The 17,018-nt window shown below is 69.3% G+C and carries 1 protein-coding gene; it reads right to left on the bottom strand.

Features of this window, described 5'->3' with window-relative positions; translation table 11 throughout:
- Positions 1 to 47 precede the first annotated feature (47 nt).
- Positions 48 to 16,994 (bottom strand): non-ribosomal peptide synthase/polyketide synthase, encoded by a 16,947-nt coding sequence (locus tag EGT50_RS14980; protein WP_127955461.1) that lies wholly within the window; start codon positions 16,992 to 16,994, stop codon positions 48 to 50.
- Positions 16,995 to 17,018 lie beyond the last annotated feature (24 nt).

Raw genomic sequence — 17,018 nt, 5'->3', positions numbered from 1 at the left:
TTCGGACAGGGTGTGGCTCGTCACAAAGCCATCACTTCCCTTCCCCGTCACCTTCCTTCGCTGGCATCCACGACCGAGGTCAGCAGCGCCGGCAGCTCGCGCGCCCATGCCGCGACAACGTCACCATCGACGGTTGCGGTCGAGAACTCGAAGTAGGCATGGACCGGACCGGGGCCGACCGGTTCGTAGAAGCTGAGCGCCAACTCCGCGGACGGCAACCCGACCGGCACCGGCAAGAACCCGTCCAGTACGCCGTCGAGCGCGTCGAAGCGCGCCTGCTCGTGGTGTATCAGCATCACCTGGGGGAAGCGGCTTCCGGATCCCACGCCATCGATTTCGGCGGCGACGTCGGCGAAACCGACATCCGGATGATCGAGCGCGTCGAGATTGGAGACGCGGATCCGGGCGAGCAACTCCTCGAAGTCGGGCGTTCCGCTCGTGTCGGTCCGCATCACAACGAGGTTGAAGAAGCACCCGACCATCGGCGCGAGCGCGTCCTCCGTCCGCCCCGCGACGAGCGCACCGATCGGAATGTCGCTGCCCGCACCGTGCATCGTCAATAGCGTCGCCAACGCCGCTTGCAGCACCATGAACATGCTTGTCCCGGTGCGGCCGGCTAGCCGGTCGATCCCCTCGTGCAGACCGGCATCGATCTCGATTGGCACCATCTCGCGGCGCGCCTCTCGCATCCCCGCCGGGGCGGGGAGAGGGATCCGGGCCGGCATGCCCGACAACCGCTTCCGCCAGTAGTCGAGCTGGCGCGCGTGCCGACTATCCGGATCGGCCGGATCGCCGAGCACCACGTGCTGCCACCGCACGTAGTCGGGGTACTCCACCGTGAGTGGCTCCCACTGCGGCTCGACACCAGAAGAACGGAATACATACGCGGACAACAGGTCTCCGAGTAGCGGCACTACCGACCACTCGTCGACCGCGAGATGGTGCATCGTCAGCAGGAGCACCTGACGTCCGGCGTCGTCACTGACCACATGCACTCGCAGCGGCGCTTCTCCGGTGAGGTCGATCCGCAACTGCGCCAACTCGTACGCCCGACGGTACAGGTCGTCATCACCCACCTCGATGACGTCGATTCCTGGCCGCGGACCGTCGTAGGCGAACACCTCCGAACCATCTGGAGCGAACACGGTTCGCAGCGTGACATGGCGGTCGACGACATCATCGAGCGCCCGTGCCAACACGTCCGCGTCGATCGTCTCGTGCAGTCGCAGCGCGAGCGCGTGGTCGGCGCGCGCGGACGAACCCGCCGCACGATGCCGCAACCAGTGCAGTCGCTGTGCGGGCGCCAACGGAACGGGTGTCGCGGCGCCGGCCGCGACGAGCGCCGGCCGAGCGGGTGTGTTGCGGCGGCGAACGACCTCGGCCAGTTCTGCCACCGTCGGGGTGTCGAAGATGTCCCGGATGGTGATCTCGCACCCGAACAGGGCGCGGACCCGTCCGACGAGTCTCATCGACGCCATGGAGTGCCCTCCGAGGTCGAAGAAGCCGTCGTGGACGCCGACCGCCGGCAGATGCAGGATCTCCGAGAAGATCTCGCAGAGTTGCCGTTCGACCTCGTCGCGCGGAGTGCCATCTCCGGCCAGGGCCGCCCAGTCCGGCGCGGGCAGCGCCCGGCGGTCGAGCTTGCCGTTCGGGGTGAGGGGCAGTGCACCCGGCAATACCACGACCATGGTGGGCACCATGTAGTCCGGCAGCAGTCCCGCAGCATGTGCCTTGACGTCGGAGGCGTCCACGGCGACAACGGAGTCCGCGCCGTCGTCGAACTCGGGCGAGACATACCCGACGAGGCGGGTGATGCCGACGTCCCGATCCGCGACCACCGCGGCCTGGCTGACCGCCGGATGGCTCGAGAGCGCGGCAATGATCTCGCCGAGTTCGATCCTGAATCCGCGGATCTTCACCTGGTCGTCGACGCGGCCGAGGAAGTCGATGTTCCCGTCCACCCGCCACCGGGCTCGGTCCCCGGTGCGGTACATGCGGCCGGGACCGAACGGGTTCGCGACGAACCGTCCCGCCGTGAGCGCCGGCCTGCCGAGGTAGCCACGAGCCAGGCCACGCCCGGCGATGTACAGCTCGCCGGCGATGCCCGGCGGTACCGGACGCAGCAGGTCGTCGAGCACGTATGCCTGTTCGTTGGGGTCGGGGATGCCGATCGGCACCGCCTCGGTCCAGCCCGGCTGCGCCTGCCACAGAGTGTTGTTGACGGTTGCCTCGGTGAGCCCGTAGGCGGCCAACAGATTCAGTCGCTCGGCCCAGCGTCCGACGAGGTCCGGCGGCACCGTCTCGGTGCCCACAAGCACGGTGCAACCCTCCGGTACAAGGCATCCCGGAGGCAGCGCCGCCATCAGCGACGGCGGCAGGATCGCATGCGTGACGCCACGCTCGTGCATGAAATCGGTGAGCTCCGGTCCGGCAACCCGCGCCTCCTCCGGGATGATCACCAACCTCGACCCTGTGCACAGCGCCATCGACAACTCGAACACAGCGACGTCGAAGCCGACAGACGCGAACTGCATGACCACCGAACCGGTCGTGAGCCTCATCCGGTCCTCGGCCGTGGCGACCAAGCTCATGATGCCCTCGTGCGGCAGCACAGCGCCCTTGGGCCGTCCCGTCGATCCAGACGTGTAGATGACGTAGGCCGCATGGTCGAGGCCCCCAGGCGGGGTTGGCAGGTCGTCGGGCAGTGGACCTGCGAGTTCGCCCCGCACGTCCGGATCGTCGAGCAGCACCCTGGTCACGTCGGTCACGATTCGCGCCGATTCGGGCGCTGTGGTGAGCAGGATCTGAGCACCCGAGTCCTCGAGCATGTACGTTATGCGGTCCGCCGGATGGGTGAGATCGAGCGGCAGGTACGCCGCGCCCAGCCGCAGCACCCCGAGGACCGCGGCGACCATGTCGATCGACCTCGGGACCGCTAGACCCACAACGCTTTCAGTGCGAATCCCACGTGAGGCGAGCACTCCGGCAATGCGCCGGGACCGCTCGTCGAGCTCGGCGAAGGTGGCCGCGCCGTCCCGGTCCGACACGGCCACAGCATCGGGGGTCCACCGCACCCAGCGGTCGAAGGCGTCCGGCAACGTCAGCTCCTCGACCGGGCGGAGCGTGTCGTTGAACTGGTGCAGGACGGCGCCGCGTTCACCGTCGAGGAACACGTCGACGGCGGATACACGGGCCGTGGGATTCGACGCGACAGCACCGAGTACGGCCGCTTGGCGGCGCGCTATGCGCGTGGCGGTGTCGTGGTCGAACAGGTCGGCGCTGTACTCGAGCCGCAATTGCACCCGGTCCTCGTCGAGGAACTCGGTCCAGTTGAACGCGAGATCGAATTTGGCGCTGCGCTCCTCGATCGACACCGGCGCGAGCGCCAGGTCCGACGACGACACCGACGCGAGCGTCAGCTCCGGCGACGACACCGCCTCGGCGACTCGGCTGTGGTAGCCGACCATCACCTGGAACAACGGATTCCGGGCCAGCGTGCGCGCCGGATTGACGCGTTCGACGACCGACTCGAACGGCACGTCCGCGTGCGAGAACGCCGCCAGGTCGAGCTCCTTGACCCGGCCCAGCAGCTGCGCGAACGTCGGGTCGCCCGAGACATCGGTGCGGAGCACGACGGTGTTGACGAAGAAGCCGACGAGATCGTCGAGGCCCTGCTCGGCGCGCCCGGCGACCGGCGCCCCCAACGGCAGGTCGTCGCCGGCACCCAGCCGGTGCAGCAGAGCCGCCGAAGCGGCGTGCAGCACCATGAACATGCTCGCGCCGCGTTCACGGGCGAGGGCTCGCAGGGCGACGGTTGTCTCTGCGGCAAGGTCCAGTTCGATTGCACCGCCGGCGAAGCTGGGCCGGGCAGCCCGCGTGCGGTCGGTGGGCAGCGCCAGTTCCTCGGGCGCGCCGTCGAGAACCTCTGTCCAGTAGTCGAGTTGGCGGCTGATCAGCGAGTCGGCATCGGACGGATCGCCGAGCAACGCCCGCTGCCACAACGTGTAGTCCGCGTACTGCACCGGTAGTGGCGTCCATTCGGGTGCCGCGCCGTGGATGCGGGCCGCGTAGGCGACCATCAGGTCCCGCAGGAACGGCCGGTCCGACCATTCGTCGGTTGCAATGTGATGCAGAACGAGGGCAAGAACGTACTCGTCATCACCGACACGGATCACCGTGGCACGCACGGGGATCTCGGAGGCTAGGTCGAACGGTCGGGCGACGGCGGCCGCCACTAGGCGGCTGGCCTCGTCGGGCTCTGCGTCGTCGGGTTGGGCGTCGAGAACGTTCACCTCGAGGTGGGCGTCGTCCAGGATCACCTGGACCGGATCGCCTTCGTGCTCGTCGAACACAGTGCGGAGCACCTCGTGTCGGGCGACGACGTCACCGAGGGCCTGTGTGAACGCCTCGACGTCGAGGAGACCGCGTAGGCGCAGAACGATCGGGAAGTTGTAGGCGGAGGACGCCGCTGTGTCCTGCTCGGTGCCCTTCTCTGTGCCCTCCTGGCTGCCCTTCTCGATCTGCTGGATCAGCCACAGCCGCTGTTGCGCAGGCGAGAGCGGCAGATGGTCGGGTCGCTGTCCCGTGACCAGGACCGGACGGATCGACTCGGATCGACCCGCGATGCGCTCCGCGAGTTCGGCCACAGTGGGCGCCTCGAACAGGTCCCGCATCGTCAACTCGGCGGACAATTCGGCACGTGCCCGGCTCATGAGCCGGGTCGCGAGCAATGAGTGACCGCCGAGGTCGAAGAAGTTGTCGTCGATCCCGGGTCCCGTGTCCTCGGGAAGCTCGAGAACCTCGCCGAACAGCCGGCACAGCGTGTCTTCGACGGGGTTCCGCGGCGCGCGGGACTCACCCCCGGCGCGTCCGAGGACGGTGTCCGCAGACGGCAGCGCGCGCACGTCGAGTTTGCCGTTGACGGTCATCGGCAACGTCTCGACGGCGATGAAAGCGACCGGAACCATGTAGTCCGGCAGCGCCTTGCGCGCGTGAGCGGCCACCTCCGCGGACGGGGTCGCGTGTGCCGACACCACGTAGGCGACCAGGCGCTTGATGCCGCCGGGCCCGGCGTCGGCGATCACCGCGGCCTGCCGCACCGAGTCGTGCGCGGCCAGCACCGCTTCGACCTCGCCCAGTTCCACGCGATGCCCGCGGATCTTCACCTGGTCGTCGGTGCGCCCGAGGAAGTCGATGTTGCCGTCGGGTCCACGTCTGACGAGATCGCCGGTGCGGTACATGCGAGCGCCACCGCCGACGATCGAGTCGGCGACGAACCGCTCAGCGGTCAGGCCGAACCGGCCGAGGTAGCCGCGCGCGAGTCCGACACCGGAGATGTACAGTTCGCCCGCGACCCCGTCCGGGACGGGGCGGAGCCAGCCGTCGAGGATGTGCGCGACGGTGTTCCAGATCGGCCGGCCCACCGTGGGCGTCACACTGTCGCTGGTGCCACCGCCGAGCGTGTTGATGGTGTACTCGGTGGGGCCGTACAGGTTGTAGCCGCAGGTTCCGTCGGTCTCGCGCAACGCGTCCCACACCTGGTCGGAGACGGCTTCACCGCCGAGCAGGACCAGCGGGGGCCGGTGCTGTCCCGGCCCGTCCTCGAGCAACCCGTCCTCGATCAGGTGCCGTGCGTAGGTCGGCGTCACGTTGACGACGTCGATCGCGTGCCGGTCGCCGTACTCGACGAGCGCCCGCGCGTCACGACGCAGCGTCTCGTCGCAGATGTGCACCTCGTGCCCCTCGACGAGCCACAGCAACTCTTCCCAGGACATGTCGAACGCGAACGACACGGTGTGAGCGATGCGCAGCGTGCGCCCGCCCCCGGAACGAACGATGGGTTCGAAGATCTCCTCGCGGTGGTTGAACTGCATGTTGGTCAAGCCGCGGTACGGCGTCACCACACCCTTGGGCTTGCCGGTGGAGCCCGACGTGTAGATCACGTACGCGGGATGGTCCATGCGGCCCGGGGTTCCGGGTGCGAAGCCGCCGAGTTCGGCGTCGGCGAGGACCGAGTCGTCGGTGGCTCGGAGCGTGTCGTGAACCGCCGAGTCGTCGAGCAGGATCACATCGACCGTTGCCGCGCTGAGGGTTTCGGCGACCGCCGTGGTGGTCACCATCGTCACCGGTCGTGCGTCCTCGAGCATCCCGACCAGGCGCTCGGAGGGGTGATCGAGTTCGAGCGGGAGATACGCGGCGCCGGTCCGCAGCACTGCGAAAAGCGCGACGACGGTCTCCACCGACCGCGGCAGTGCCAGAGCGACGATCCGTTCCGGGCCGGCACCGTGTGCGAGCAGCATCCGCGCCAGGCGGTTGATCCTCGCGTCGAGGTCCGCGTAGGTGACGAGGTCGTCGCCGAACACCAGCGCGGTCGCGTCGGGGATCCGCTGTGCGGTCGCGGTGAACAGGTCCGCGATCGTCTTCTCCGGCACCGGGTGTGTGGTCTCGGTGAGCCGGGCTTCCAGGCGGGCGCGGTCAGGCGGTGCGAGAGTGCCCGTCCGCCCGACGGGCACGTCCACGTCATCGGCGAACTGCTCGAGCAACCGCACGAATCCCGCCAGCAGGCGTTCGGTGTCGGACGCCGACACCTTGTCGGGATGGAACTCGAACTTCACCTTGGTCTCGGTGCCCGGGGTGACGACCACTGTCAGCGGGTAGTGCGTGTGGTCGATGCTGTCGCCGCCGCTGATGTCGTGGGCGGCATGCAGCGCCGACACCTGCCGCTCGTCGACGAAGTTCTGCAACACGTACAGCACGTCGAAGAGTTCGCGGTGCTCGCTCGCTCGCTGGATCGTCGCGAGTCCGAGGTAGTCGTACGGCATCAGTTCGAGCCGCCCCGACTGTGTGCGACGCATGAGATCCGCGACGGACTCGTTCGGTCGCAACGACATCCGCACTGGCACGGTGTTCAGGAACATGCCGGCCACGGAGTCTATGCCCGGCACCTCAGGAGGCCGGCCCGCGACGGTTGCACCGAACACGACGTCGGTGCGGCCGGTCGCGCCGGCGAGCACGAGCCCGAGTGCCGCGCTGAGGATGGCGTTGAGCGTCACGCCGGTACGGGCGGCTTGTGTGTGTAGCCGCTCGCCGAGTTCGCGGGAGAGCACCGCGTCGCGGCGGTCGGGAAGTCCCGCGGGCTCGCCGGTGCGCCGAGCGAGCAATGTCGGCTCCTCGATCCCGGACAGCGCCCGTGCCCATGCACCGTTCGCAACGTCTCCGTCCCGCCTGGCGAGCCAGGACAGGTAGTCGTCGAATCCGTTTTCGGGAGTGAAGAATCCGGTGTCGTCGCCACCCTCCTCGTACAGCGCGAGGAGCTGGCTGACGACGAGGCCGTTGGACCAGCCGTCCCACAGCAGGAACTGACGGTTGATCACCAGGCGGTCGCGCGCGTCGGACAGTCGCAGGACCATCGCGCGCCACAGCGGCGGTGCAGTCAGATCGAACGGGGTGAGCCGGTCCTCGAGCATCAGCTGCGTGGCGCGGACCTCGCGTGCCTCATCATCCAGGTCGCGCAGGTCGACCTCGATGATCGGAACGTCCAGTCCGGCGCTGACGAACTGCACCGGGGCAGTCAGCCCGGCGCTGACGAACCCGGCGCGCAGCGTCGGGTTGCGGCGCTGCAGCGTGCGGATGGCGGTGGCGAGCCGCTCCAGATCCAGGTGCCGATCGAAGTCCAGCGAGAACTGGGCCGTGTAGATGTCGGCGCCGTCAGCGATTGCGGCCTGGAAGTACAGGCCCTCCTGCAGCGGTGACAGCGGCCAGATGGTCTCCACCCCAGCCGGGGCTGCCGCGGTGACCGTGTCGATCTCGGACTGGGTGAGCGCGGCGAGTGGAACGTCGGACGGGGTGAGCAGTCCCGGCCCGGAGTGATCGGACGCGATCGCCGCGAGTTCCTGCAACGCGACCGCCCAGCCGTCGCTGATCGTCTCGGCATCCGATGCGGACAGGTCCGGCTCGGACCACCCGAACACCGCACCGAGCACCGGGCCATCGGGGGTGTCCTCGCACAGTGCGTTCACCAGCAGACGGTACGGTCCGCCCATGTCGATGTCGGGATCGGTTGCCAACGAGTCGGTTTCGGGAGCGGTCGTCCACGGACCGACAAGGCCGGCGGGTGTCCGGCCGAGGTAGTTGAACAGCACCTGCGCCTGAGCGCCGGACCGCAGCAACCCGGCGGTTCGGCCGTTGACGTAGCGGAGCATGCCGAAACCGATGCCACCATCCGGTGCCGCCCGGAGGCTCTCCTTGACGTCCTTGAGGACCTCGATCGGCGAGCCCCCGGAAGTCCCCCCGGAAGTCACAGACGCGCCCACGGACAAGGTCCCACGCAAGCGGACCGGGGTGATGTTGGTGAACCAGCCGACGGTGCGGGACAGGTCGATGCCAGGCACCAGTTCCTCACGGCCGTGCCGTTCGAGGTCGATCAGCAGGTCGGCCTCGCGGCCCTGCCCGGCGAACCAGCGGTCTACCGCGATGCGCAGCGCGGCCACCAGAACGTCGGTGACGTCGGCGTGCGCGAGAGCGGGCACGGCCATGAGCACGGCTTCGGTGTCGGCGACCGACAGCCGCACACTCCGGCGGGATCCGGTCGCGATCGTGGCGTCCCCCTGCGCGGACGGCACCAGTTCGGCTCCCGGAGCGGTGACCGCGGTCCAGTGCGCCAGCTCGCGCAGGCGGGCGGGCCGCTGCGCCTGAGCGGCGACCAGTTCCGCGTACTCCTTCACGGAAGTGCCCACCGGGTCCAGCGCGGCGGGCTGGCCGGACTGCGCCGCCACCCACGACATCGGCAGGTCCTCGAGCAGTACCCGCCACGAGACGCCGTCGACGACGAGGTGGTGCGCAACCAGCAGCAGTCGCCCGGGTTCGGCGTCGCCCGCGTCGAACCACACGGCCTCGAGCATCGCGCCCGACTCTGGGTCGAGGCGGTCCGCCGCAGCGTTCGACTCGGACTCGATCACCGCTCGCAACTGCGTGTCGTCGTAGCCGGCGACGTCGACCCGGTGCAGCGACGGTACGACTGAGCCCGAGGCGGCGATGTGCAGCGACCACACTCCCGCCGCATGCCGGGTCAACTGCTGACGGAGTCCGTCGTGATGGTCGAGAACGGACTGCAATGCGGCCGTGAGGTTCTGGGTGGTCGCACCGACGGGACTGTGCAGCAGCACGGCCTGGTTGAACCGATTGGTGCCACCGCTCCACTCCGAGAGCCGGTGGACGACGGGCAACGGAGGCAGGTCGCCGGTGGGGTCGACCCGTTCGCGCACAGCGTCTTGCTGCACGACAGGCGCGTCGTCGCCGATCAGTCGGGCAAGGGCTCGTGCGGTGCGTTGTTCGAAGATCTGCCGGGGGGTGATCGAGATGTTCTCGCGGCGAGCCAGGTTCACGAGCCGGATCGCGAGAATGCTGTCGCCCCCGAGGGCGAAGAAGTCGTCGTCCTCCCCGACGGCGTCGAGACCGAGCACCTCGGCGACCAGTCCCACGAGGGTCGACACACGAGGGGACGCCGACACAAGAGGAGACAAGGCCGAATCCGTTGTAGGCGTGGGTGTCGCGACGTTCGGTGCCGGGAGGGCGCGCCGGTCCAGCTTGCCGCTCGGGCTCAGCGGGAGAGCGTCGACGACCACGAACGCGGCGGGCACCATGAACCCGGGCAACGTCCGTGCGAGGTGGCGGCGAACGGTCTCGGTGTCGAGAGCGGGATCGGCAACGAGGTACCCGACGAGTTGCTGGTGGCCGGGGACGTCCTCGCGGATCACCGCGGCAGCCCGGGTCACGTCGGGGTGCGACGCCAACTGCGCCTCGATCTCCCCCAACTCGACGCGGAAGCCCCGCAGCTTGACCTGGTCGTCGGCGCGTCCCAGGAACTCGATCGCGCCGTCCCCGTTTCGGCGCACGACGTCGCCGGTGCGGTACATGCGGTCGCCGGGCGCGCCGAACGGATCGGCGACGAACCGGTCGCCCGTGGCAGCGGGGCGGCCGAGGTAGCCACGCGCCAGCTGCGGCCCGGCCAGGTACAGCTCGCCCACTCCCCCGTCGGCGACAGGTAGTAGATACGGATCCAGGACGTACAGAGCGGTATTCGAGACCGGTACACCGATCGGCACCACGGTCGCTTCGGCTGACAGGGCCTGCACCGCCGCGGCGAAGCTGACCTCCACCGAGGCCTCGGTGGGTCCGTACAGGTTGTCGAGCACGGCCCCGGGGAGCACCTCGGAGAACCGGCGAGCCACCGCGAGCGGCAGAGCTTCACCACTGGAGGCGACCACGCGCATCCCACCGCACGCCCGTGCCTTCGGCTCGGCGAGGAACAACTCCAGCATCGACGGCACGAAGTGCGCGCGGGTGATCCGTGCCTCGGCGATCAACTCCGCCAGGTACTGCGGATCACGGTGTCCGTCGGGCCGTGCCAGAACCAGCGTCGCCCCGGCGAGGAGGGGGCCGAAGAACTCCGGCACCGAGACGTCGAAACTCGACGGTGTCTTCTGCAGCACACGATCGGTGGCGAGGATCGGTCGGAAGGACTGCATCCACAGGAGCCGGTTCACCACGCCCGTGTGCGGGACCACGACACCCTTGGGCCGTCCGGTGGAGCCGGACGTGTAGATCACGTAGGCCGCATGCTGCGGGCACAGTGCGACTCGGGGTCGATCAGTCGGGTACGCGTCGAGGTCGACCTCGTCGACGGCGATCGTCTCCGCTCCACCACGCGGCAGATCCGCGACGGCATCCGCCGACGTCAGCAAGCACACCGGAGCAGAGTCCTCGAGCATGTACCCCAGTCGTTCGGCGGGGTACCCGGTGTCGAGGGGGACGTAGGCGCCGCCGGCTTTGCCAACTGCGAGCAGTGCCACCACCAGTTCGAGGGAGCGCGGCAACGCAACGGCCACCCTCGACTCAGGGCGGACCCCACGCTCGATCAGCAGGTGCGCCAGTCGGTTTGCCCGCTCGTGGAGCTGCGCGTACGTCAGCGAGCGGCCCTCGAACTCCACCGCGATCGCGTCGGGGTTCCGCTCGGCCCGTGCCTCGAGCAGTGCGGGGACGGTCGCGTCCGGGAACTCGGTCCGCGGGGTGGGCGCGGGCCGGTCGGCCAACTCCACCGCGGCGACCGGGCCGTCGATGGTCTCCGGGAGCAGAGACAGCACGGCCAGCAGACCATCGGCCATCTGCGCCGCGGTCGCGTCGCCGACGCGTGCGGCGTCGTACTTCACCTCCAACCGCAACCGGTCGCCGGGAACCGCGATGAGTGTCAACGGGTACGGCGGGTGCTCGTCGAACCGGATTCCGGCGATCTGCACAGCGCCCGACGGATCGGCGATCGACGTGTTGCCGATCGGATAGTTCTCGACCACGACGAGCGTCTCGAACAGTTCCTGCAGCCCGGTCAGGCGACGCAGTTCACCGAGGCCCACGTACTGGTGGTCGAGCAGTCCCGACTGCTCGGACTGCCAGCGCGAGAGGATCTCCGCCGGGGTCTCCTCGGTGGACAGTCGCAGCCGAGCGGGAACCGTGTTGATGAACAAGCCGACCATCGCCTCGATGCCGGGCAGATCGCCGCCTCGGCCGGATACCGTCGACCCGAACAGCACGTCGCGACGTCCGGTCAAGCGGGCCAGCAGCATGCCCCACGCACCGTGGATGAGCGTGCTGGTCGTCAGTCCGCGCTCACGGCCGAGCCGCTCGAGCGCCTCCGTCGCGACCGCCGACAGCGCAACCTCCACGCTCCGAACCTCGGTCGCACCAGCGGTCGGGGTCCCAGGCAGGGCGGGTGGCTCGTCCGCTCCGGCAAGCGCGACGCGCCACGCCTCGAGCGACCTGTCGCGGTCGCGGGACGCCAGCCACTCGAGGTAGGCGCGGTACGGCGCCGGGGCGGGAAGGGCGGGCGGCGGACCCGCCGGACTGTAGAGCGCCATGAGCTCGCGAAGCATCACCGGCACCGACCAGCCGTCCGCGACGACGTGGTGGATCGACTGCAACAGCAGGAACCTCGCCTGATCGATCCGCACCAGGGTGTAGCGGACGAGAGGCGGATGTTCGAAGTCGAAGCCGCGCACCCGATCAGCGGCGAGGAGGCGGTCGACCGCGTCCAACCAGTCGGGGTCGCCGGAAAGGTCCAGCACCGCGATGGGGACGTCGGCTCGCGCCGAGATCACCTGCACCACACGGCCGTCGGACAGCGGGCGCAGCCCCGCCCGGAGCACGTCGTGCCGGTCGACGACGCCTTGCAGCGCTCGGTGCATTGCGATCGCGTCGACCTCGCCGGTCAACTCCACCACCTGCTGGACGACGTACGGGTCGGGTTCCGTGTCCACGGACCCGTCACGCTCGTGAATGCCACGCTCGTAGACGCTGTGGAAGTAGATGCCGTCCTGCAGTGGGGTGGTCGGCAGGACGTCGGACAACGTCGGTGTCGACTCGGCGAGCTGGTCGACGTCCGCCTGTGCCATCGGCACCAACGGGAAGTCCGACGGGGTGTGGCCACCGTCCGTTGCGGACGCGGCGACCTCGCGCAGCGCAGCAGCCCAGTGGGCGGCGAACTCGTCGACCTCGGCCTGAGACAGCACACCCCCGGCCCGAGTGAGCGTGGTGTGCAACGTCGGTCCGTCGGGGCCGTCAGTGGCGATCACGTCGACGGTGAGGGCGTGTCCGATCGGCATCGCGGGATCACTGCCGCCGCCGGTCGCGGCGGGAAGCCAGTCGACGCCCGCACCGGACGTGACCCGGCCGAGGTAGTTGAACAGCACCGGCGGCGTGGTGCCGGCTGCAAGATCGCCACCCACTCCGCTCAGGAATCGCAGCGCGCCGTAACCGAATCCGTTGTTCGGGATGCGACGAAGCTGTTCCTTGACGGACCGAAGCGCGGACGGGACGTTGTCGGTCTCCATCTGCAGGCGGACCGGGTAGACGGTGGTGAACCATCCGACCGTCCGCGAGACGTCCAGTGCGGTGCCCGGAAGGCGCACCAGGTGTTCCTCGCGGCCGTGTCCCTCGAGGTCGACCAGGACGTCGGCGCGGTCGCTACCGCGCCAGCGCCGCAGCGCCAGCGCCAAAGCAGCGACGAGGACGTCACCGACACCGGTGTGGTAGGCGACGGGCACCTCGGCGAGCAGCGGTGCGGTGACCTCCGGCATCGTCTGCACGGTCGTGGCGTCCGCTTCGGCCCACGTGTCGAGTGCGGGATCGACGGCGCGTGAGCCGATCTCGAGCGAACCGGTGGCAGTCACCGACCGCCAGTAGTCGAGTTCGTCTTCGAACGCCCCGCCGCGGACCCGCTCGTCCAGCAACTGGGACCACCGGCGCAGCGACGTCCCGACCGGGGGCAGCTCCACGGCGGCCGGGGCCTGGGTCCCACCGGCGAGGGCGGTGGCGGCGCGGGCGAAGTCCTCGACGAGGATCCGCCAGGACACCCCGTCGACGACGAGGTGATGACCCACGAGCAATAGTTGCCCGGGCGCATCCGCGCGGTGGAACAGCACTGCCTGCAACATGATTCCGGACTCGGGGTCGAGCAGGTCGACGGCGGCCGCACGCTCTGCGGCGATGACGGCGTCGGCGGCATCGGAGCCGTCGGGGAGTTCGGAAACGTGCACCGTCGCCGGCACACTCTCGTCGGGCACCACGAGCGTTCCGGTCTGCCGATCCCAGCGTGCCCGCAGTGCGTCGTGCCGGTCGACGACCGCCTGCAGGGCCGCGGTCGCGGTCTCCTCGCCGAGCCCGGCCGGTATCTGCACCAGCACCCACTGGTGGAAAGTGCGCACGCTTGCGCCGGCACCGCACACCCGGGCGACGACCGGCGTCGCCGCGACTGCGCCCGCCGCGACGTCGTCGGCGTCGGCGCGGTCGGTTACCCGTCCGTACAACGCGGCCGCGAGCGCGCCCGCGGTCCGTAGCTGGAACACGTCACGGGCGCTGACCGAAAGACCTTCACGCCGAGCCTGGCTCACGAGCTGTATCGCGACGATGCTGTCACCGCCGAGCGCGAAGAAGTCGTCCGTCACGCCCACCCGCTCCAGCCCGAGTACGCCGGCGATCAACGCGCACAGCGTCGCCTCGAGGTCGGTGCGCGGTGCGACGTGCTCGGCGGCCGCGGTCAGATCGGGTTCGGGCAGCGCCCGGCGGTCCAACTTCCCGTTCGGGGTCAGCGGAAACGCGTCGAGCATCACGAACGCCGACGGCACCATGTACTCGGGCAGTCTGTCCGCCGCCCAGGCCCGTAGGTCGTCAGCGGTGACCTCCCGATCACCGTTCGCAACGACATACGCTGCCAGGTAGTTAGCCCCGACCGGTGTCTTGCGGACCAGGACGGCACCGTGCCGCACGTCCGGGTTGGAGGCCAGTGCGGCTTCGACGTCCTCCAGTTCGAGGCGCATTCCGCGGATCTTGACCTGATTGTCCGCACGACCTAGGAAGTCCAGGCTGCCGTCCGGGGCCCACCGCGCCAGATCGCCCGTGCGATAGAGCCGCGAGCCGTCGTCCGCGAACGGGTTCGCGACGAAACGCGCGGCCGTGAGACCGGACGCGCCGACGTACCCGCGTCCGAGGAGATAGCCACCCGCGTACAACTCCCCGCCGATCCCCTCGGGTACCGGGCGCAACTGGGAGTCGAGCACGTACAGCTGGGTATTGGGGTTGGGACGGCCGATCGACGTCGCGATGCGAGCGGCATCGTCGCGGTAGATCACGTGTGAGACGCCGATGGTTGCCTCGGCGGGCCCGTACCCGTGGTAGAGCGTCGTCGACAGCTGGCGCCGGAACCGGTCGAACAGGTCCGGGGTCAGTACCTCCCCGCCGCACCACACGTGCCGCAGCCCGGACAGCAGGTCGGTGCCGCGGGCGAGGTCGAGCAGAACGTCCAGCATCGACGACACCAGGTACACGAACGTGACCCGTTCGCGCGCAATGAGATCGAGCAGGTACTGCGGATCACGCTCGCCGCCCGGTTCGGTGACGACCAGGCGCCCGCCCGATACGAGCGGCAGCAGGATCTCGTTGATCGAAATGTCGAACGACAGCGGCGCCTTGAACAACGACGCATCGTCGGGACCGAAGCCGAGGACCCGTTCGCGCTGCCACACGAGGCGCGCGCCGATCGCCTCATGGCGGATCATCGCGCCCTTGGGTCGTCCCGTCGAGCCGGATGTGAAGATCACGTACGCGAGGCGACGGCCGTCGAGTTCGGGATCCGGTAGGTCGGTGGGCAGGTCTGCGTGCGCCCAGTCGTCGAGATCGACCAGGACGGAATCCGCCCCCCCGTCGACGCCGCCCGGTCCGGTGAGCACCAGGCGGGCGCGCGCGTCGGCGCGGACCCGGTCCCGGCGCTCCTGTGGCCACGACGGATCGAGCGGCACGAACGCGCCGCCCGCGCACAACACCGCGAGCAGGCCGACGACCATCTCCGCCGACCGCGGCAGTGCCACCGCCACGACCTCCTCCGGCGCCAGCCCCCGCTCGCGCAGGTGGTGCGCCAACTGCGCGACACGCTCGGAGAGCTCGCGGTAGGTGAGCCGGCGGTCGCCCGCCACGAGTGCCTCGGCGTCGGCGTCCCGGCGGACGGCATCGGCGAAGAGTTGCGGCACAGTGTGCGACGGCTGCGGTTCGTCGGTGTCGTTCCAGCCCACGAGCACCCGCCGGCGCTCGTCGTCGGTCATCGGTTCGAGCGCACCCACGGTGACCACGGGATCTTTCAGGAACTGAGAGATGAAGTGTGTCAGTCGATCCCGGTGCCGCATCAGCTCGTCGCGATTTCCGGCAGGTGCACGCAGGTCGATGCGGATCGGCTCGCCGTCCTCGCCGCCCTGGATGGAGAAGTCAAGGTCTCGTACCGGCCCGGTGACCGAGCTACGGATGCGCGTCGGGTTGCCGTCGAGCTCGACCGGATGCTCGAACATCATCGAGTTGATGCCCGGCCCGAAGACGCGACGGTCCGGGTCTATCGCCCGCACCTCGCGGTCGAGATCCCCACCGCGGTAACGGCCGTGCCGCAACGCCGTGACCAACCGTGCGTCGATCGCGCGGGCGAGCTCCCCGACCGTCGACTCCGGGTCCACGTGGAACGTCACCGGCAGGATCGTTGACGCCATTCCCGGTGTACGGCGCATCGCGCGCCCGACACGGGCCGCCATCGGTATCGACAGAGTGAGGTCCCGCAGGCCGGTGATGCGGTGCAGATACGCAACGAGCAGCGCCATCGGCAGGCGGGTGCGTCGGATTCCCGCCTCCGCCGCGAATGCGTACAGCGCATCGGCGATGGCGGCGTCGATGAGAACCGTCGTGGACTCGGGTGGCCCCGAAATCCCTGCCCCGTCGGTACCTCCGGCACATAACTGCGGCGGCTCGGGCGCCTCGAGGATCTCGGTGAGCCAGTAGTCGCGGTCGGCGGTGAACCGGGCCGAACTGCGGTACTCGACGTCGGCGTCGACGAGGTCCCGCAGCGACCACTGCCCCGCCTTCGACTCGAGTTCCGGATCCCCGAGGTTCGAATCGCTGTAGCGCGCCACCACGTCCGCGACGATCAGCGAAATGCCGAGGCCGTCGACGATGCTGTGGTGGTAGCGCTGGTACCAGACGACGTGGTCGTCGGCGAGGCGGAACAGCGCGTGCGCGAACAGCGCGTCGTCGCCAGTGACGTCGACGACCGTCGCCATGTCGCGGTCCATCCAGGCCTGCGCTGCGGCCTCGGGGTCGGCGGCGCCACGCACATCGACCACATCGAGCGGCCACGCATCGGCCGGTGCGGGCACTTGGTGCAGGGTGTGATCATCGCCCACCCGGAACCGGACGTGCAGAGCCTCAGCGTCGGCGACGGTACGACGGATCGCCAAGGCCAGCCCGTCCAAGTCGATCGCACCCGTGACCTCGGCGACGAGGGAGAGGTTGTAGACGGTGCTCAGCGGGTCGAGTTGCTGCGCGACGAGGATCTCGGACTGTGCTGCGGTGACGGGCAGATTGGCCACCGCCCCGTCGAGCAAGGGGGCAGCCGAGTGGTGGTCCGCAGACATACAAATCCGATCGTCCGTCGTGGT

The sequence above is a fragment of the Rhodococcus xishaensis genome (assembly GCF_004011825.1).
Taxonomy (GTDB): domain Bacteria; phylum Actinomycetota; class Actinomycetes; order Mycobacteriales; family Mycobacteriaceae; genus Prescottella; species Prescottella xishaensis.
This window is presented reverse-complemented; position numbering and strand designations above follow the sequence as displayed.

Excerpts from the sequence above, each read along its gene's own strand:
- EGT50_RS14980 (WP_127955461.1), bottom strand. The coding sequence starts at position 16,994 with ATGTCTGCGGACCACCACTCGGCTGCCCCCTTGCTCGACGGGGCGGTG.